Genomic DNA, 19,107 nt, shown 5'->3' with positions numbered 1-19,107 from the left:
TATATTTAACATTATGTAAATGCGCTTAAAAATATAGATTTTTTAAAAGGATAGACAAACAATCGACAAAATAACCCTTTTTATCATTTCTTTCTTGTTGTTCATACTCATATGAGTAAAAAAGAAGAATATTGGGGGGAGAAAACATGTGGCTTTTGTTTGATGTAATAGCCGATATTATTCTGTTCTATCCGAGGACTGACGCGAAATTAAAATATCATATTGCGCAGCTAAGTGAACAAGAATGGTTTCGAGATGTACATGAAGATACAAGGTATACAGGGATTATTTGGAATAATCGGAAAATCAAGAGGCTGATTTTGTTACCTACAAATATGAAATTGCTAACAAAATCAAAAGAGAAACAGAAAGAACTAATCCAAATCATTCATAGTGAGCATAAAAAAAGGAGATAAGAATTATCTTATTTTTCATATTTAGCGAAACAAGTGGTACAATGAGAGCTTAATGTGAAAAATGAGGAAAAGAAGTGATCTGTTTGAAAAACTTTTTAGAATTAGGAATTAGTGAGACATTTAATCATACATTACGTGAAAATGGGATTGCTGAAGCAACGCCAATTCAAGAGAAAGCAATCCCGGTTGTTATGGCTGGAAAAGATATAATTGGGCAAGCAAAAACAGGAACAGGGAAGACATTGGCGTTCGTCTTACCAATTCTAGAAAAAATTGATCCTGAGTCAAGTGATGTACAAGCTTTAATTGTTGCACCAACTAGAGAATTAGCACTACAAATCACAACTGAAATTGAAAAAATGCTTGTTCATCAAGAAAATATCAATGTTCTTGCGATATATGGTGGTCAAGATGTTGCGCAGCAAATGAGAAAGTTAAAAGGAAATACGCACATTGTTGTGGCAACACCAGGACGTTTATTAGACCATTTACGCCGCGAAACGATTGTATTATCCAATGTTTCTATGCTTGTATTAGATGAAGCAGATCAAATGCTTCATTTCGGCTTTTTATATGATATAGAAGACATTTTAGAAGAAACACCTGAGAGTAAACAAACGATGTTATTTTCAGCGACGATGCCAAAAGATATTAAAAAGCTTGCGAAGCGCTATATGAAAGAACCTGAGATGATTCAAATTCAAAGTGCGGAAGTAACGGTGAATAATATTAAGCAAGGTATTATTGAAACGACAGATCGGACAAAGCAAGATGCACTGCGCCATGTGATGGACCGGGATCAGCCGTTTTTAGCAGTTATTTTTTGTCGTACAAAGCGTAGAGCGAGTAAGTTATATGATGATTTAAAAGGGTACGGCTATAACTGCGATGAGCTTCATGGTGATTTATCTCAAGGAAAACGGGAACGAGTAATGAAGAGTTTTCGTGATGCGAAAATTCAATATTTAATCGCAACAGATGTAGCAGCTCGTGGATTAGATGTAGAAGGCGTAACACATGTATTTAACTATGACATTCCAGAAGATGTAGAGAGTTATATACACCGAATTGGCCGAACTGGACGCGCTGGTGGATCAGGCCTTGCAATTACATTCGTTGCACCGAAAGATGAAATGTATTTAAAAGAGATTGAAAAAGGCATTGGCGCAACGTTGCAAAGACAAGAGTTGGAACTACCTGTTAAACAAAACGATGATGCGAGTGAAAAAAAGAAAAAACAGCAAATCAAAAAACCAAAGAAAACAGGTCAATACGGTCAAAAAGATAACCCTGGGGGATCAAAGAATACAAAACAACGATCATTTCATAAACCAAGTGAAAAGAAAAATAGCAAAAAGCAAGGTCAGCAGAGACGCGGTAGATAATATAGAGTAAGTGTTTATAGTGAAAAGTCGTTTCCTTTTAAAGAAGGGAACGACTTTTTTTGTTTTTATGTACAGCAGGTAAATAGATGTAAAGAATTCTTTTTTGTTCATTAAAGTAGAAGGATAATTTAATTAGGATGTTGTATACATCATTAGGAAACATGTGGTAAAAACAACTTGATTCATTTTAATTTGTATGACACTTTTTCACAGGCTACGCATATATTTATACTAGACCGACAGTCGGTCTAGATGAAAGGAGTTTCTTTGTGAGAACAGTAAAAGAATATGAAGAACGTAGAAATGAAATTCTGGATACAGCAGAAAAACTGTTCGTTTCTAAAGGGTATATGAAAACAACTGTAAATGATATTTTACGAGAAATTGGTATTGCGAAAGGAACATTTTATCATTATTTCAAATCAAAAGAGGAAGTAATGGACGCTATTATTACTCGGATTGTAAATGCAGATGTAGTGGCCGCAAAAAAGATTGCCTCAAGTCCTAATATCACTGTGTTGGATAAATTGTTTCAAATTTTAATGGTGCAAGTGCCGAAAGCAGGTGGGAATAAAGAAAAAATGATTGAACAATTTCACCAGCCAAATAATGCAGAAATGCATCAAAAAAGTTTAGTGCAAGCTATTTTACATTTAACACCTGTTTTAACAGAGGTAATTGAACAGGGAATCAAAGAAAAAATTTTTGAGACGGCTTACCCCCAGGAAACAATGGAGTTCTTGATCGCGTCTGCACAAGTCATATTCGATGAAGGATTGTTTCAATGGCAGCCGCATGAAGCAATGCAAAGAGCAAAGGCGTTTATCAATATAATGGAAACGACTTTGGGAGCTAAAAAAGGAACGTTTAATTACATTTTGGATATTTTGATGAGGCAGTCCTAAAATAATTTTTTTATAAAATTTTTAGACCGGCAGTCGGTCTAGACCCTTGATGAAAGGTGTGTATACGATGCAAAATACCATCAATATAAAATCTTTCCCTAAAGATTTTAACCTCATGGTGATTGGACAAATTGTATCTATCTTAGGTTCCACCCTTTTACGTTTTGCTTTATCACTCTATGTACTGGATATAACGGGGCGTGCGGACATTTATGCTACTTTGTATGCTATATCGAGTGTCCCTTTGTTGTTGTCACCTCTTGGCGGGGCTATCGCTGATAGATTTAACCGGCGTAATTTGATGGTAATCTATGACATATTAAGTAGTGTTATTATTTTCTGCTTTCTTTTGTTATTATCAGTCGGCAAGACTTCCGTGGTACTTATCGGTGTTGTTATGGTTTTGCTAGCGATTATTAGTGCAATGTATTTCCCTGTTGTTATGGCGAGTATTCCGCTGCTCGTTACGGAAAAAAAGCTAGAACAGGCAAATGGTATCGTGAATGGTGTTCAAGCTTTGTCGGGTGTAGCGGCACCTGTTTTGGGCGGAGTGCTATACGGCCTTGTAGGGTTAAAAATGCTTGTCGTGCTGAGTGGTATCACTTTTTTCTTGTCAGCAATATTAGAGACTTTTATTAAGATTCCGTTTGTTAAAAGGAAACAGGATGAGCATATTGTGCCAACAATCGCAAAAGACCTGAAAGTTGGATTTACCTATGTTGTCAAACAGCCTTATATATTGAAATCCATGATATTAGCCGCTTTGCTCAACTTGATCCTTACACCACTCTTTATTGTCGGTAGTCCCATCATTTTACGAGTAACGATGCGAAGTAGCGAAACGTTGTATGGCATCGGGATGGGACTCATAGATTTTGCTACAATTTTAGGGGCTTTATCCATCGGTTTCTTTGCGAAAAAGATGCAAATGAAAACAATATATCAGTGGATACTTATGATTGCTCTATTAATTGTACCGATGGCGGTCTCCATTATGCCACTTGTTCTTAGATTTGGATACTATCCGTCATTTATCCTCTTTATCTTGTGTGCAATTCTTATTACAATGGCAATGACCATTATCTCCATTTTCGTTATTACAGTCGTACAAAAGAAAACACCTAACGAGAACTTAGGAAAAGTCATGGCAATTATTACAGCGGTAGCGCAATGTATGGCACCTATAGGTCAGGTCATATATGGATTTATGTTTGAAATTTTTAGTATAAAAGTTTACTTACCTATATTATTTATAAGCCTCATAATGATAGTAATAGCAATTGTAACGAAGGGAATATTGAGAAATGAGGGGGAAACGGCGTGATATGATTTGGTTATTCCAATGGAAGTATTGAAACAACTACTATATTTTAATATATTTCTAATCAAATTTCTCCAATGAAATTCATGTTTGACACTTATAATTTATTTGGTACACATGTTATTGTTCTGTGATTACTACCAGTATTATTCATTTGAAACTCCTTTTTATATTGTTATTCTCTTAAAACTTAGAGGCTATTATAAGTTGACAATCCAATATTTTTTGAGGAAAATACAGTTATAGGAATGTACGTTCTGTTCGTTGGAGGACTAGCGATTTCAAGTGTATCTACATAAAAGGAGATGTTTCTAATTGAAGAATACAAGACAAAAAATTACTACTTTTTTAATGTTTGACGGCAATGCAGAGGAGGCTATGACTTTATATACTTCTTTATTTGATCAATCAGAAATTATAAATATTTCTCGTTACGGTGCAAATGAGCCTGGTAAAGAGGGAACTGTAATGCATGCTACATTCACATTAAATGGGCAAAAGTTCATGTGTATAGATAGTAGTGTGAAGCATGAATTTACATTTACTCCTTCTATGTCACTGTATGTAAATTGTGATACAGAGGCGGAAATTGATGAAGTCTTTAATAAGCTAGCGCAAGAAGGAGAAGTTTTAATGCCGCTTGCAGTTTATCCATTTAGCAAGAAATTCGGTTGGCTTAATGATAAGTATGGTGTTTCTTGGCAGCTAAACTTTTCTGCAAACTAGGTCTATGTTAGTAAATAAAAACGTATTCTCAATCTAATGAGTAATACGTTTTTTATTCATTTAGAATTTTGCTTTGTAAGTTCTGCTAGTGATTTTAAGTGAAATTCCCTCTTATTAAGTCAAATGGGTTGATTTAATATTTCAGAGATAAATTGTGGTATAATTTACATATAGGGGGAAAGTAGATGACACAACATAAAGAAGAACAAATGAATCAAGCACTTGCACTGTTTTATTTTGCATATAAAACATTTACAGAAAAACCAGATGAAATTATAAAAGAGTATGGTATACAGCGAGTTCATCATCGAATCTTATTTTTTATTGCTCGTTTTCCTGGGCTTAGTATAAATGAATTGTTATCTCTGTTAGAAATAAGTAAACAAGCTCTTCACGGGCCACTCCGTCAGCTTCTTGAAAAGGGGCTTATTGAAAGCAAGGAAGCAGAACACGATCGTCGTGTGAAACAGCTTGTCCTAACGACAGAAGGAGCAGAGCTAGAGAGAAAACTAAGCGATGTACAAAGAGAACAAATGAGCAGTATTTTTTCAAAATTTGGTGAAACATGTGAAGAGAATTGGCATCAAGTTATGACTGAACTAGCAAATAGCCGTTTAGGTTTTGATGCATGGTTATCTAAGCGTGAAGAACCAATTGATTAAAATGAGTAAATAAATTATTCATCTGTTTTTTGAGTTTGAAAAAGAACCGATTTTATCCATGTATTTTGGCAACTATGGATAAAAAAATAACATTACCAGATACTTTATTACGTGTACGCATTGCAAAATTTAAATTTACATTTCCGGAAGGGGATTATTATGATAAAGCTTGTACTCATTCGTCACGGACAAAGTTTATGGAATCTTGAAAACAGATTTACAGGATGGACAGATGTAGACTTATCAAAAAATGGATTAAATGAAGCAAGAGAAGCAGGTGCAATTTTAAAAAACAATGGATATACGTTTGATGTTGCGTATACATCTGTTTTAAAACGGGCAATTCGAACGTTGTGGATTATTCTACATGAAATGGACCTTGCATGGGTTCCTGTACATAAATCATGGAAGTTAAATGAAAGACATTATGGAGCATTGCAAGGATTAAATAAGGATGAGACAGCAAAGAAATATGGTGATGAGCAAGTTCATATATGGAGAAGAAGTACTGATGTAAGACCGCCAGCACTTACTGAAGATGATCCAAGGTATGAAGCTGATGATCCAAGATATAAGTTGTTGAAAAAAGGTGAATTTCCACTTACTGAGTGCTTAGAGGATACAGAACAAAGAGTATTGGACTTTTGGCATAATGAAATTGCACCGATGTTACAATCTGGTCAAAAGGTAATCATCTCATCACACGGGAATACAATTCGTTCGCTTGTAAAATATTTAGATAATCTATCGGATGATGGTGTTGTATCATTAAATATTCCGACGAGTATACCACTCGTATATGAACTAGATGAAAATTTACGCCCAATTCGTCATTACTATTTAAGTATGAATGGTGAAGTTCCGGAAGGTGTGATTCCGAAACATATATCCTGATAAAAAATATTTGTGAAAATTTGAAATGTATGCTTGTCTACATATAAAATGTAGATTCATTATAAAAGACGTGGCTTCCTTCTCATGTATATGCAATGCAGCTAACTTTAGAAGGTTGTCCATGTCTTTTGTCATAATGAGAGGGAAATCAGCATGTAATGATATCGTGAGAAGTTTTTGAATGGAGGGTGATGTGATTGACGGTCTCTAACATTCGAGTTGGTTTGTTTCTTCTCGTATTAGTCTTTTTATTTCTTATTTTCTTTTATTGGAAAAATGAAGAATTGTACGAAGAAAAAAAGCAACTTATTCGAAAAACATGGTATGGTGTGTTTATTACATCAGTCACAATGTATTTCATGATGAAAGGAATTGATTTAACCCTCTGGAAAAATATTTTAATGTTCGTTGCAATGGTGATTTTTGTTGATATTGCATTTATTTTAACTCCAAACATTTCTGAAATATGGGGTGCAAAATTTAGTGATATCGGAAAGACCGTTCAATCTATTAAACGATCATTAATTGCTTCGAAAGCACGAGGTGAGATCTACACAACAATTATTCAAAATGTAAACCCAGCAGCATTTGGTACGATGGAGTGGCAAACTGAAACAGAATATGCACAAAGTTTAAATGTATTTCTTGATACGTATGCAGAAAAAATTGGGGCGAAGATTGTCGTATTTGTGACAGAAGGTGAATTAAATACGAATTTTCGTGGTATCCGTTCTCAATTTAGTATTACAGTTCCTGTGGAACATATAGAACAATTAAATGAACAGAAAGCAGTGCAAGTTGAAAATGTTGGTATCATACCAGCCAAAATAGTAAGAGATGTTTGTATTGTTATTGATGGTCAAAAGAATAACCTTCAAGACCGGGATTTTGAAAATGTATATAACTTAACAATTCATCATAGTTATTTTAGTAAGTAAGGACAGAATCTAAATTCTGTCCTTTTCCTTTATACATAATGTAGAACAAATTTCGAGAAGATGGAACAAAGTTGAATAAAATCGGACAATCATTCCTACACTAGCACGTAGAGGTGATTGTAGTGGAAAAAGAATATGGTAGTGAATTTTTCAAAGAAGAAGCTGAAGATACAACAGATTTCTCTTTAATAAAAGGAGATACAATGCAGCAAGTAGAAAATTTAGAAGAAGAATTAAAAAGAAAAGGATAAAAGTGCACCATTTTTATATTTAATATATAATAAAGATAGACAAAGATTGTATCTTTTTTTACAAAAGGGGGAGGAGAAAATGCAAGAAATGAAACAGCAAAAACTTGCTTTTTTTAAGAAAGAAAAAGAAGATTCAAATACAGATTTCTCTCTTGTGAAAGGTGCATTAACGGAAAATATTAATCGACTAGAAAAGATCGTGAATGGTGATGCATCAAAATATATACAGGGAAAAAACTTGAAAGAAAATGCATAGGTGCATTTTCTTTTTTATTTTTTCTTCATTCCTATCGCAAATTCTTCGAAATCTAGCTTTTCATAGAATAGAATGTATTCAGCTGTACAAATTAATTGCAAGTGTAGGTTCTGTTTTTGGCATTCTACAATTAATTTTTGAACGATCTCCTTTCCATTTCCGCGATTTTGAAAGGAGGGATGAACGACTAATCCACATAGATAAGCGTTAATTATCCCATCTGAAATAATACGTCTGGTTCCAATTAATTGATCGTTATCATAAGCACTTATGACAAAAGTACTTTGAATGAGAGTATGATGCAATTGCTCTTTTGAAAGCTTTAAATAGTCATCCCCACTGATTATTAGTTGCATCAATCGGGCTTTTACGGGCAGTTGATCCTCCGCCTATCTTACTCGTTTTTCTTTGAATCTTGAGGTGGGGATTTTACTGCCCGTTAATGCGGGGTAAATTGAAAATGTGTTCAGGACAAGGAAGGTTTTCTGTAAAATACATATGCATTTTCCTTAATTTTTTAAATGTAGTATAAAATTATACTGATATTCTGTGAAATGGATATGGGATAGTTTTTGATAAATAGAAGTGATAGATCTATACCTTTAATAAAAAGTAAAATGATGAAGCATGGTATAATGGTAAAGACAAGAATAATTTGAAATTCAAAGATTTATCCAATCAGTTTTATTTAAGAGAGGAGCTTCAAAATGTATTCTAATTTAGAACAATTAACAAAGCACCCTGTATTTTATCATTTTGCAGAAATTTCAAAGATTCCAAGAGGATCTGGAAATGAAAAAGAAATTAGTGATTATTTAGTTGAATTTGCAAAAGATCGTAATTTAGATGTTGTACAAGATGAAGCATTAAATGTAGTCATTAAAAAGACAGCAACTGACGGTTATGAAAATGTTCCTGCAATTATTATTCAAGGCCATATGGACATGGTTTGCGAGAAGAACCAAGCAACTGTTCATGATTTTGAAAAAGATCCGATTGAGCTACGAATCGTTGGGGACATGCTGTATGCAAATCAAACGACTTTAGGTGCTGATAATGGTATTGCGGTTGCGTATGCATTAGCACTATTAGATTCAACGGATATTCCACATCCAGCTCTTGAGGTTGTGATTACAACAGAAGAAGAGACAACAATGGGTGGTGCTTTTGCTGTTGATGCGAAGCACTTTGATGGGAAAATATTTATTAATATCGACTCTGAAGAAGATCATAAATTACTAGTGAGCAGTGCAGGTGGAGCGAAGGCAGTTGAAACGATTCCTGTTGCTTGGGAAGAAGTACCTGCTGAACTAGAAGCATACCGTTTATATGTTGGAGGCTTAAAAGGTGGCCACTCTGGTATGGAGATTGATAAACAAAGAGGAAATGCCAATAAAGTTTTAGGACGCGTTCTTCATGATTTATCAAATGAAATTTCATTTAACATGAGTGGAATTCACGGTGGATTAAAAACAAATGCGATTCCGCGTGAAAGCGTAGCAACAATTTTATTATCTGTAAATGATGTACAAAAGGTAGAAGAGAAAGTAGCAGAATGGACACGTATTTTCCAAGACGAGCTACGTGCTGTAGATCCTGATGTACATGTTTCTCTTACAAAATTAGAAGAAAAAGTAGAAAAAGTATTTGCAACAGAAACACAGAAACAACTTATTTCTTCTTTATTCTTGATTCCAAATGGCATTCAAAGCATGAGCATGGATATTAAAGGACTTGTAGAAAGCTCAACAAACTTAGGTGTTATTGAAACGTTACATAATGAAATTAAATTAAGAAATGAAGTAAGAAGCTCTGTAAGCAGTTTAAAACAGCACATTACGAATGAAATTAAGTATATTGCAGAATTAGTTGGGGCGCAATTTGAGAAGGAATCAGAGTATCCAGAATGGCCGTACAATCCCAATTCACCAATTCGTGATTTGTTTGAAAAAGTGCATAAAGAAAAATATAACAAAGATGCTGAAATCTTTGCAGTGCACGCTGGTATTGAATGTAGTGTATTTGTTCAAAAAATGCCTGAATTGGATGCCATCTCATTCGGACCAGATATTTTCAATGTTCATACGCCAGATGAACATATTAGTATTTCATCAGTTATAAATAACTGGGGATACTTCATTAAAGTAATGAGAGAAACGAAATCACTAGCATAAATATAAATGAATCAAACTGCCTAAGGTCCCCCTTAGGCAGTTTTTTTGCTGCATTGATATAGATAAAACAAAGAAATTCTTATATAGATACAATGAAGTTGATATCTGTAATGTTAGTTAAGGAGCAAGGAACACTGCGAAAAAAAGATAATTTCACATACTGTATTAAAAGAAAAAATAAAACATTATAAAAATAAAATACTATTTATTTGTAGAAATAGATAGTTTGATAAAATGTTAATGATATGATTAAAAAGAATTGCTAAAAATATATTTAATAGAATTTTTATAAGGGAGAAGATATGAAAAAAAGATATAAAAGGTTATTTATTATAAGTGCAATAGCAATAGGAGTCAGTGCATTCTCATACTTACAAAATAATTTAATAAGTGTAAGTAAAATATCAATAACATCTAGTAAGATACCTTCTAATTTCAAGGGATTTAAAATTGTACAGTTATCGGATTTACATAGTAAAAAATTTGGAGAAAACCAAGAAGTTTTAATTGAAAAAGTAAAAAGCTTGAACCCTGATATTATCGTTATTACAGGAGATCTAATTGATAGTAAGAGGTATGATGCAGAGGCGAGCTTAAAGGTAGTGAAAGAGCTTGTAAAACACTATCCCGTTTATTTTGTTACAGGAAATCATGAATTATGGTCAGGGAGGTATGATAGTTTAGAAAAAGAGTTGAAAAGATATAATGTGACAGTTTTGAGAAATGAACATGAACGTATTCAAAAAGAGGGGCAGGAAATTTGCCTTCTCGGCATAGATGATCCGGCATTTACCGCGAAAAATAACGATGAAAATGAAGAGATGTCTACAGTGAAAAATGAAATCGTTAAAGCGAAAAATGAGGTAGATCAGGATGAATATAAAGTGCTACTTTCACATAGACCTGAACTTTTACAAGTATACGCTGAGCAACAAATTGATTTAGTTTTAACAGGGCATGCACATGGAGGACAAGTAAGACTACCTTTTATTGGAGGCTTAGTTGCACCTAATCAAGGCATATTACCCAAATACACAGCAGGTTCATATAAGGAACAAGGTACTTCCATGATAGTAAGCAGAGGGTTAGGGAATAGCATCATTCCTCAAAGGATTTTTAATAGACCAGAAATTGTAGTCGTACAACTGGATTAATTTGTACGACTTTTTTTTATTAGCTTTGAGTGACGTTGCGGTGGTCCATTCACTATAACTCTTTTAATAGAAAATAAGATAACAAATGTAAGTAACAGAAAATATGTATGATGAAAGATTGGTGTTTTCTAAAAAGTACAAGTATCCATTACAATTTTGTTAAATTTGTTCTACGCTACATAAACTAACAAATTTTGACGTTCTTTCTTTGTTATAGTGTAAATAATCAAAATACTCAGTTTTCATTCAGATTAGAATGCTTATGGCTTGTGCATATAAAAAACTAATTATAAAGGAGTGTACACATGCATAAAGAATTTGAAATTGAGGAATATACTGCAATTGAAGAACAAATTCATTATTATAGTCAATGTTTATTGGTGAATCATCCTGAGCAAATTGTGAAGTATTTAGAAAAAAGGTTAGAAAAATATACAGAAACATTAAAATATGCACATTTGTATCCCGAAAAAGTTATTTTGCCTATCCAGCAGTTAGTAATTGAGTATTCTTTAGATCTTGCTAGAATTAGAAAGTATTTAAATTTAGAAACGTAGCCTATAAATAATGATTTAAAATGAAACAGAGTCGACAGTGAGAAATGAATTCTATTGTCGACTCTGTTTCATTGTTCTATAGACAATGTACTAGTTGTTAGAAAGATTGAAAAGATAATACTCATAAATATAATTTGACATATAATAATCTAAGAGTAAAATAAAAGTGAGTACTCACTCATTTTGAAAAGGAGGAGATCTTATTGCAACAACCTTCAGTCATTTTACAAGATGTATCAAAGTGTTTTGGAAAAAAAGAAGTACTGCACAATATTTCACTATCTGTAGCAGAGACAGAGATTTTTGGTTTAGTAGGTCCATCCGGGTCTGGTAAAACGACGCTTATTAAAATGATTGCTGGCATTAGTGAATCAACAGTAGGGAATGTAATAGCATTAGGGGTACAAATGCCAAACTTAAACGGCATGAAGCAAATAGGTTATATGGCACAAGCCGATGCGCTGTATGAAGAATTATCAGCTTATGAAAATGCAGATTTTATCGCAACAATGTATGGATTGAAAGGTAAACATAAGGAGGAGAGAATTGAAGAAGTTTTTACATTAGTTGAATTATCAGAGCATGCTAAAAAACAAGTACAACACTTTTCAGGGGGGATGAAAAAGCGGTTATCTCTAGCGATGGCACTTTTACATAAACCAAAGCTTTTAATTTTAGATGAGCCAACGGTTGGAATTGATCCAGTTCTTCGTAAATCTATTTGGGAAAAATTTTATGAGCTCAAAGGGCAAGGAACAACGATTATTGTGACAACACATATTATGGACGAAGCTGAATTTTGTGAACGTCTTGGATTAATTAGAGATGGGAAGTTAATTGCAACAGGAACTCCAAATGATTTAAAAGATCGAACTTCATCAGGACGGATTGAAGATGTCTTTCTATTGGAAGGAGCGGTTGAATCATGAGAGTCGGTGGTGTAATTATTCGGATTATTCGTCAGTTTCTTCGGGATAAACGGTCACTTGCGATGATGTTTGGAGCGCCAATGTTACTCCTTTGGTTATTATCGCTTGTGTTTACACAAAAGGATTACACTCCTCATATTGCATTAATAGATGTTCCAGCACCTATAGTAGAATCAATGAAAAAACAAGATGCTACCATCTATGAGTATAGTAAAGATGAAGCGTATTCTAAATTAAAAAATCAACAAATAGATGCCATTATCACTTTAGAACATGGAAAAGCGAATGTATTGCTAGAAGGTAGTGATTCTTCAAAAAACCGTGCAGTGCTACAGACATTACAAAAGGCCACAGAAAAAAATGATATGCCCGGTATGAAACCAGAAATTGATTTTTTACATGGTTCCGCAGATTTCACGATGTTTGATGGACTTGGACCGGTATTAATTGGCTTTTTTACATTCTTCTTTGTTTTTATTTTATCAGGAGTTTCCTTTGTACGAGAACGTTTAAGTGGGACGTTGGAAAGATTATTATCTACTCCAGTGCGCCGCTGGGAAATTGTTGTTGGTTATATAATTGGATTTGGCATTTTTGCGTTTTTACAGTCTGTTATCATTGTAAGTTTCTCTGTCTATATTCTTGATTTATACGTAGCAGGGTCACCGTGGCTTACATTACTAATTACATGTATGCTTTCACTAACAGCGTTAACACTAGGTACTTTTTTATCGGCATACGCCAATAACGAATTTCAAATGATTCAGTTTATCCCACTGGTCATCGTACCGCAAATTTTCTTTTCAGGTTTATTTCCAATGGAATCAATGAATAAGTGGCTACAAATGCTAGGTAAGGTATTTCCGCTAACATATGGTGCTGATGCAATGAAACAAGTGATGATTCGTAATCAAGGATTTACTGAAATTGCGGGAGACCTTTGTGTGTTACTTCTTTTTGCGATAGTATTTACAGTAGGGAATATATTTGCTTTGAAGAAACATCGCAAAATATAATGTTTATAAAAAAGGGGCTTTACGAATGAAGAAAGATTGGCTGGAAGAATTAATTGCTGCTACAGACACAGATAAACGTAATGAACGTCAAATGCGTATATTAGAAGCAGCGGTTGATATGTTTGGAGAAAAAGGATATGCGTCAACTTCAACGAGTGAAATTGCAAAGCGTGCTGGTGTAGCGGAGGGAACAATCTTCCGCTACTATAAAACAAAAAAAGATTTACTATTAGCGGTTGTCATGCCAACATTAACAAAGTTTGCTGCTCCATTTTTTGTACAGGCTTTTGCAAAAGAAATACTGGAGAATACGTATGAAACGTATGAAGAATTTTTAAGAAAAGCAATTCGAAATCGATTTGAATTTGCTAAAAAACATTTTCCAATGTTAAAAATTTTAATACAAGAAGTACCGTTTCAACCAGAATTAAAAAATGAAATACAACAATTAGTAGAGAAGGAACTTTTTTCTCGCTTTGAAAAATTAATTGTACATTTTCAAGAACAAGGACAAATTATTGAAATGCCAATCCCTTCAGTTATCCGCTTTACTTTATCAGCTATAATGGGGTTAATTTTAACCCGATTTTTATTATTACCTGAAGAAAAATGGGACGATGAAGTGGAAATTGAAAATACGATTCAATTTATATTGTATGGACTAACACCACAAACGTTGCTATAACAACGTTTGTGGGTTTTGATTTTCGTATTTGCAAACATTGACTATCCAAAGATATTTTTTCCGAAAGTTTTAACGGATTCTTCTTGCATGTTGGATAACACATGAGAGTAAACTCTTAATGTCATAGATATATCCGTATGACCTAATCTTTCGCTTATAATTTTAGGGTTGACCCCTTGTTTTAATAATAGCGTTGCGTGAGTATGTCTTAAATCATGGAATTTAATTTTTTCACATCAGCTCTTGTGATTACTTTAACTAAATTTTCTCTAAATGTATTCCTTTTTACTATTTCTCCAAAATCATTGCAATTAATTAAATCTAAATCTCGATAAGCGGAACCAAGTCGTAATTTATCCTTGTTAATTTTGATTTTATGTTTTCTTAACTCTTCGACTGTTTCATTAGGAATAGGAATAGTCCGTTTTGATGAGTTTGTTTTAGCACTTGACTTCAATTTATTATCATTACCTAATGTCTGATTACTAGTTACTGTATGATTATCAAAATCAACATCTTGCCATCGTAAACCTAGAACCTCTCCTAAACGAAATCCTGTGGTTATTGTAAGAACAAATCCAATATGATAAGGTGATTCTTGAGAATGCAATGAAAATTTTTTTACTTCTTCCTCTGTCCAAATTCGGGTGGTTTTTTTCCTTTTTAGGTATTTCTGCATTTTCAACAGGATTCCGAAGAATAATTTGTTGCTTAACAGCTAAATTTAAAGCATTCCTTGTAAATGGTCAAGGTGGCGGAAAAGTAACGGAAGATTACTATAACGTCACGGACGAACAACAAGCGATTCAAGCTGATAGTAAAAGAATGATGAAGAAGCGCCAAATGCTTCTGAAATGAAGGCGTTCAATAAAGTAGATAAGGAAATGGCTAAGCTACGTAAAGAATACTATCAAGTGAAATCCGATACAGAAATGGATTGAGAAGTAGAACGTAATGAATTGGATCGTTTGGATGAAGAAATGCGTGCACTCGCACGAGAGGGTATTAAAATTTTTGGACCTGATTATAAGTAAGAGCTCTTTTTTATGTGATAAAGAACATTTTGTCCACTGTTAGAATAAGATATTTAGATGTTTCATATTTATTAGGAATAAAGAAGTGAAAATATGGAAGATTTAGAACGAAAAATAGACTACTTAAAGTTAGAGCAAACAGAGATAATGAAGGATATTCGAAATTTAGAAACACGTACCACCATAAATGAAAAAGATATAGCGACAATTAATAAGCAATTAGAGAAAATTAGTATGAATACAACTTGGATTTTGCGAATTATTATTGGTGCAGTTGTAATGGGGATTTTAAGCCTAATAATCAAAGGGACAATTTGATATCAGAGAAATATATTTTTGCGAAAGAGGGACAAGTGTCTCTCTTTTTATTTTTCCAAAGGAGATGAGAACGATGGAGGAACAAATTTTTAATTCAATGATTCAACAAGGAGCATTTGTAGCGTTATTCGTGTGGATGCTTTTTACTACGCAAAAAAAGAATGAACAGCGTGCAGCACAATATCAAAAGGTCATTGAGAAAAACCAACAAGTCATCGAAGAACAAGCAAAAGCCTTTGGTTCACTATCAAAAGATGTATCAGATATCAAACAAAAAATCCTGGGGGAAGGTGATGTGTAATGAAGAAAACAATGAAACTATGTACTTCTGTTCTTGCAACGTTACTTATTTTATTTTCGTTTGTTACGGGTGCATTTGCTGATAGACTTTTAATTATTGATGGTTTATCTAAAATCCCTTATCGTTACGGTGCATATGAAGGAGTAGTGGCACATTCCACAGCCACACCTGAAGCACCAGCTATTAATATCCAAAAATACGAGTCTTGTACTTGGCGTAATGCATTTGTACATTATGCAGTTGATTGGGACGAAACAATTCAAATTGCGGATACACGTTATATTGCGTATGGTGCAGGTTCTGCAGCAAATAAGCGATTTGTACATGTAGAACTATGCGAAACAGCAAAACAACACAATTTATATTGTGATGCATGAAAAATGGGTGCATATTGGAAAATTTGATAGTTATCTTAATAAGTACTCTGGCATATATTGTGCATATACGGTATACACAATTAATAAGGAGGTTCTGTATGCTGGCATTAGACATTAGAAATTTAAATAAGAAATATCAAAATTTCGAGTTAAAGGATGTATCGTTTCAACTGGAAAAGGGTTATATTATGGGCTTTATCGGTGCCAATGGCGCAGGAAAAACAACCACCATTAAATCGATCTTGAACATGATTAATCTTGATAGCGGCGAGGTACGCATTTTAGGCAAGAACATTGCCGAACACGAGGTTGAATTGAAACAGGAAATCGGATACACATTTAGCGGCATTGACTTTTATACTCGAAGCAAAATGAAGATGTTGACCAATGTGATTAAGAAATTCTACACGAATTGGGATGATGAAACCTATTACAACTATTTACGAAGATTTAAATTGGATGAAAACAAAAAAATCGTTGAATTGTCGACGGGGATGAAGGTAAAGTACAGTTTGGCCCTTGCCCTATCCCATGGGGCGAAGCTTCTCATCCTAGACGAACCGACAAGCGGACTCGATCCAGCCGCAAGAGATGATCTGTTGGATATTTTTCAAGAGCTCGTGATAGATGGCGAGATCAGCATTATTTTCTCTACTCATATTACATCCGACTTGGAGAAATGCGCGGATTTTATTACCTTTATCGAAAACGGTCAAATTATCAACAGTTCTGAGAAAGATGAATTTATTGCCTCATATCGCCTACTAAATGGTAACGGAAACCAGCTAAATCAGGTGAAAGAAAATTTGATTTCCTACAAAATAAATTCATTTGGCTTTACGGGATTGATTCACTCCAAAGACTTCGATCCCTCCTCCGATATTAAAGCAACCACGCCGAGTCTCGAAGAAATCATGATTTACTTCTCAAAAAAGGAGGATATGTATGTATAACTTAGTGATGAAGGATTTAAAATTAGGCCTAAATCCCATGTTTTTTGTATTACCTGTTTTGATAGGTGCATTAATGCTTGTTCCCGGTTGGTTATATTTTATTGTCATTCTGTATTTTTGCTGGATAACGATACCGATTATGTTTGCAGGATATAGAACTCAGAACGATTTGATATTTACTACTATGATGCCTGTAACCAGAAAAGACATGGTGAAGGCGAGGGTGTTTGTTATTGTCATTCTGGAATTATTGCATATTGTTAGTGCAATTATCTTTGGAATGTTAAATATTCGCTTATATCCGAATCAAACCTACTATTTCTTCGCACCGCACATGGGTTTCTGGGGACTATGTTTTGTCATGCTCGCGATCTTCAACATCATCTTTATTTCCATGTATTACAAGACAGCGTATAAATATGGTGAAGCAACCTTCGCATCCGTTACAGCCGCAATGGTTTTTGCCGGAGTTGCACAATGGCTCGGAATCCAGAATTCTTTTGTGTCTGACATTTTCAATGGTAGCGGTGCTGACAATATGGCGCTTCAAATATCCATCCTGATCGCAGGAATCGTGATATTTACTTTGTTCACCATGATTGCTTATCGAATTGCGTATAAGCGATTCCTACAAGTGGAGATACAATGAATATAGCAATTTCGAACACATCTGAAAAGCCAATTTATCAGCAGCTTTTCGAACAAATCAGCGCCCAAATTTTGAAAGGCGAATTAGAAGGCGGCTATTGTTTACCACCAATTCGACAAGCAGCCAAGGAACTTCGTGTTAGTATCATCACCGTAAAGAAAGCTTGGGAAGAACTCGAACGATGTGGTTTGATAAATACAATAACGGGTAAAGGGTGCTTTGTAGCAGAAATCTCATCCGATGAGATACTGCGAATACGCAACGAAATGGTCATAAAGCAAATGGTTAGCGACATTTCATACTACAAATCCTTTGGTCTTACAATAGAAGAAGTTATTGAACTTTTGAAGAAGGCTTATACAGTTTAAATAAGACGTTGTGATACGAAATGTGTTCTTGTCATCCTAACTCTCTCAACCAATGACTTCTAATGTGGCTCGTTTCGGTATCTACCATCTGCGCTACCATAACTTATAAGATGCTGCGCAAGTCGGAGGTTTGAAATGGATAGAGTTGATTCTATAACACAAGTTGATAGTATTCAGTAAAAAAATCAGAAGGGTTTGAAGAGTAGTGAAAATGTTAGATAAAACATTTTTTATCGGAACAATGCTACTTATTGTCGGGATCGTGTGGTCCATTGCGACGAACAGCATTGGAACGACTGAATGGATGTTGTTATTAGTGGGAGTCGTATTAGGCATTTTGGCAGGGATGGCCCAAGGATGGGCAATCGCTCAAAAAGAACAAGGGAAAATCGGAACGGGCAAGAGGAACCTCTATGTGGTTGTAACACTTATCGTGTTTGTTGCTCTGAAAGTTACATTAAATATTACGATTCCTTCGTATTTAGCAATAAGTCAGGTCGGACTCTGGCTGTCGATTATTTTTGCCGTTGGAGGTCTTTTCCTCGGGCGTGCTTTATACTCCCTTCCACTGAAATCGATTAGGAGGGGGTGATGGATCTTTGGGAGATGGAAACTTCTCCCATCATTACGCAGCTCTTTATATTTAAATTGAGTTTTTTGCGCAGGAATCCCAAAGAATCCCATCATTTTACGGGTGTGCTTTTGGTTTTTGAGTTAGATCAGTCAGGCAACTTTGCTTTGTCTATGGACCATTCAAATTTTTTAATCTCTTCCACAATCGGGCGCGATTGTGGAGCAACATAGATAGGAAATTATCAAACTTTTTTATAAAAGAATG

At 34.4% G+C, this 19,107-nt stretch carries 24 protein-coding genes and 3 pseudogenes; 25 read left to right on the top strand and 2 right to left on the bottom strand.

The features are described from left to right. Window positions 1-146 precede the first annotated feature (146 nt). The 10 genes from BPMYX0001_RS10600 to spoIISB all read left to right on the top strand — a co-directional run bounded on the left by BPMYX0001_RS10600 (window position 147) and on the right by spoIISB (window position 7,754). Complete coding sequence (locus BPMYX0001_RS10600; protein WP_033798871.1) at window positions 147-416, top strand: hypothetical protein; 270 nt, start codon at window positions 147-149, stop codon at window positions 414-416. 74 nt (window positions 417-490) lie between these two features. Next, window positions 491-1,801, top strand: a complete 1,311-nt coding sequence (locus BPMYX0001_RS10595) for a DEAD/DEAH box helicase (protein ID WP_029426828.1) — start codon at window positions 491-493, stop codon at window positions 1,799-1,801. 269 nt (window positions 1,802-2,070) lie between these two features. After that, complete coding sequence (locus BPMYX0001_RS10590) at window positions 2,071-2,706, top strand: TetR/AcrR family transcriptional regulator (RefSeq protein ID WP_006094853.1); 636 nt, start codon at window positions 2,071-2,073, stop codon at window positions 2,704-2,706. A gap of 49 nt (window positions 2,707-2,755) precedes the next feature. Beyond that, window positions 2,756-4,030, top strand: coding sequence for an MFS transporter (locus BPMYX0001_RS10585; RefSeq protein ID WP_006094852.1), 1,275 nt, complete (start codon window positions 2,756-2,758; stop codon window positions 4,028-4,030). A 312-nt stretch (window positions 4,031-4,342) separates the two neighbouring features. Beyond that, window positions 4,343-4,753 carry a VOC family protein gene (locus BPMYX0001_RS10580; RefSeq protein WP_018780467.1) on the top strand — a complete coding sequence of 137 codons (411 nt, stop codon included), beginning with the start codon at window positions 4,343-4,345 and terminating at the stop codon, window positions 4,751-4,753. A gap of 185 nt (window positions 4,754-4,938) precedes the next feature. Continuing rightward, the gene (locus BPMYX0001_RS10575) at window positions 4,939-5,415 is read left to right on the top strand and encodes a MarR family winged helix-turn-helix transcriptional regulator (RefSeq protein WP_006094850.1); all 477 of its coding nucleotides are present in this window, start codon (window positions 4,939-4,941) and stop codon (window positions 5,413-5,415) included. A 159-nt stretch (window positions 5,416-5,574) separates the two neighbouring features. Further along, window positions 5,575-6,309, top strand: a complete 735-nt coding sequence (gene gpmA / locus BPMYX0001_RS10570; protein WP_018780468.1) for a 2,3-diphosphoglycerate-dependent phosphoglycerate mutase — start codon at window positions 5,575-5,577, stop codon at window positions 6,307-6,309. Window positions 6,310-6,506: 197 nt separating this feature from the next. Then, complete coding sequence (locus BPMYX0001_RS10565; protein WP_006094848.1) at window positions 6,507-7,247, top strand: type II toxin-antitoxin system SpoIISA family toxin; 741 nt, start codon at window positions 6,507-6,509, stop codon at window positions 7,245-7,247. Between the two features lie 113 nt (window positions 7,248-7,360). Further along, on the top strand, window positions 7,361-7,498 hold the full coding sequence (locus BPMYX0001_RS10560; protein WP_003197740.1) for a hypothetical protein: 138 nt from the start codon (window positions 7,361-7,363) through the stop codon (window positions 7,496-7,498). A gap of 79 nt (window positions 7,499-7,577) precedes the next feature. Further along, the gene (gene spoIISB / locus BPMYX0001_RS10555; RefSeq protein WP_003197743.1) at window positions 7,578-7,754 is read left to right on the top strand and encodes a stage II sporulation protein SB; all 177 of its coding nucleotides are present in this window, start codon (window positions 7,578-7,580) and stop codon (window positions 7,752-7,754) included. Between the two features lie 14 nt (window positions 7,755-7,768). On the opposite strand, the gene BPMYX0001_RS10550 is transcribed toward spoIISB, so the two are convergent. Continuing rightward, window positions 7,769-8,110: a GNAT family N-acetyltransferase gene (locus BPMYX0001_RS10550; protein WP_006094847.1), complete on the bottom strand. Its 342-nt coding sequence runs from the start codon at window positions 8,108-8,110 to the stop codon at window positions 7,769-7,771. Window positions 8,111-8,461: 351 nt separating this feature from the next. On the opposite strand from BPMYX0001_RS10550, the gene BPMYX0001_RS10545 reads away from it, so the two are divergent. The 6 genes from BPMYX0001_RS10545 to BPMYX0001_RS10520 all read left to right on the top strand — a co-directional run bounded on the left by BPMYX0001_RS10545 (window position 8,462) and on the right by BPMYX0001_RS10520 (window position 14,269). Further along, window positions 8,462-9,928, top strand: a complete 1,467-nt coding sequence (locus BPMYX0001_RS10545; protein ID WP_006094846.1) for an aminoacyl-histidine dipeptidase — start codon at window positions 8,462-8,464, stop codon at window positions 9,926-9,928. Window positions 9,929-10,230: 302 nt separating this feature from the next. Beyond that, entirely contained in the window at window positions 10,231-11,082 is an 852-nt protein-coding gene (locus tag BPMYX0001_RS10540; RefSeq protein WP_006094845.1) for a metallophosphoesterase, read from the top strand. A 305-nt stretch (window positions 11,083-11,387) separates the two neighbouring features. Continuing rightward, window positions 11,388-11,639 carry a hypothetical protein gene (locus BPMYX0001_RS10535; protein ID WP_003197750.1) on the top strand — a complete coding sequence of 84 codons (252 nt, stop codon included), beginning with the start codon at window positions 11,388-11,390 and terminating at the stop codon, window positions 11,637-11,639. 203 nt (window positions 11,640-11,842) lie between these two features. Next, window positions 11,843-12,568, top strand: coding sequence for an ABC transporter ATP-binding protein (locus tag BPMYX0001_RS10530; protein WP_006094844.1), 726 nt, complete (start codon window positions 11,843-11,845; stop codon window positions 12,566-12,568). Beyond that, complete coding sequence (locus BPMYX0001_RS10525) at window positions 12,565-13,584, top strand: ABC transporter permease (RefSeq protein WP_018780475.1); 1,020 nt, start codon at window positions 12,565-12,567, stop codon at window positions 13,582-13,584. The genes BPMYX0001_RS10530 and BPMYX0001_RS10525 overlap by 4 nt, the downstream gene beginning before the upstream one ends. A 25-nt stretch (window positions 13,585-13,609) precedes the next feature. Continuing rightward, window positions 13,610-14,269, top strand: coding sequence for a TetR/AcrR family transcriptional regulator (locus BPMYX0001_RS10520; RefSeq protein ID WP_006094842.1), 660 nt, complete (start codon window positions 13,610-13,612; stop codon window positions 14,267-14,269). 41 nt (window positions 14,270-14,310) lie between these two features. Here the strand turns inward: BPMYX0001_RS10520 and BPMYX0001_RS34875 are convergent. Beyond that, window positions 14,311-15,006 (bottom strand): annotated as a pseudogene (locus BPMYX0001_RS34875) (site-specific integrase); the annotation flags it as partial. Here BPMYX0001_RS34875 and BPMYX0001_RS34720 point away from each other — a divergent pair. The 9 genes and pseudogenes from BPMYX0001_RS34720 to BPMYX0001_RS10475 form a co-directional block, all read left to right on the top strand. Further along, window positions 14,996-15,303: pseudogene (locus BPMYX0001_RS34720) on the top strand (hypothetical protein); the annotation flags it as partial. The pseudogenes BPMYX0001_RS34875 and BPMYX0001_RS34720 overlap by 11 nt on opposite strands. A 93-nt stretch (window positions 15,304-15,396) precedes the next feature. Beyond that, on the top strand, window positions 15,397-15,621 hold the full coding sequence (locus BPMYX0001_RS10510; protein ID WP_006094839.1) for a hemolysin XhlA family protein: 225 nt from the start codon (window positions 15,397-15,399) through the stop codon (window positions 15,619-15,621). Between the two features lie 73 nt (window positions 15,622-15,694). Continuing rightward, window positions 15,695-15,922 (top strand): BhlA/UviB family holin-like peptide, encoded by a 228-nt coding sequence (locus BPMYX0001_RS10505; RefSeq protein ID WP_033798869.1) that lies wholly within the window; start codon window positions 15,695-15,697, stop codon window positions 15,920-15,922. Beyond that, a pseudogene (locus BPMYX0001_RS10500) lies at window positions 15,922-16,269 on the top strand (N-acetylmuramoyl-L-alanine amidase); the annotation flags it as partial. The gene BPMYX0001_RS10505 and the pseudogene BPMYX0001_RS10500, both read left to right, overlap by 1 nt. Window positions 16,270-16,397: 128 nt before the next feature. After that, window positions 16,398-17,252, top strand: a complete 855-nt coding sequence (locus tag BPMYX0001_RS10495) for an ABC transporter ATP-binding protein (protein WP_018780480.1) — start codon at window positions 16,398-16,400, stop codon at window positions 17,250-17,252. Continuing rightward, complete coding sequence (locus BPMYX0001_RS10490; protein WP_033798868.1) at window positions 17,245-17,901, top strand: ABC-2 transporter permease; 657 nt, start codon at window positions 17,245-17,247, stop codon at window positions 17,899-17,901. Before BPMYX0001_RS10495 ends, BPMYX0001_RS10490 begins: the two co-directional genes overlap by 8 nt. Further along, the gene (locus BPMYX0001_RS10485) at window positions 17,898-18,269 is read left to right on the top strand and encodes a GntR family transcriptional regulator (protein WP_033798867.1); all 372 of its coding nucleotides are present in this window, start codon (window positions 17,898-17,900) and stop codon (window positions 18,267-18,269) included. The genes BPMYX0001_RS10490 and BPMYX0001_RS10485 overlap by 4 nt, the downstream gene beginning before the upstream one ends. Window positions 18,270-18,480: 211 nt before the next feature. After that, the gene (locus BPMYX0001_RS10480; RefSeq protein ID WP_006094832.1) at window positions 18,481-18,861 is read left to right on the top strand and encodes a hypothetical protein; all 381 of its coding nucleotides are present in this window, start codon (window positions 18,481-18,483) and stop codon (window positions 18,859-18,861) included. Beyond that, entirely contained in the window at window positions 18,861-19,073 is a 213-nt protein-coding gene (locus BPMYX0001_RS10475) for a hypothetical protein (RefSeq protein WP_033798866.1), read from the top strand. Before BPMYX0001_RS10480 ends, BPMYX0001_RS10475 begins: the two co-directional genes overlap by 1 nt. The last annotated feature ends 34 nt before the right edge of the window (window positions 19,074-19,107 follow it).

Origin of the sequence: Bacillus pseudomycoides DSM 12442 (assembly GCF_000161455.1) — a bacterium.
GTDB lineage: Bacteria > Bacillota > Bacilli > Bacillales > Bacillaceae_G > Bacillus_A > Bacillus_A pseudomycoides.
Note: the sequence above shows the minus strand (reverse complement) of the source record. Positions and strands in the feature narration are given on the sequence as shown.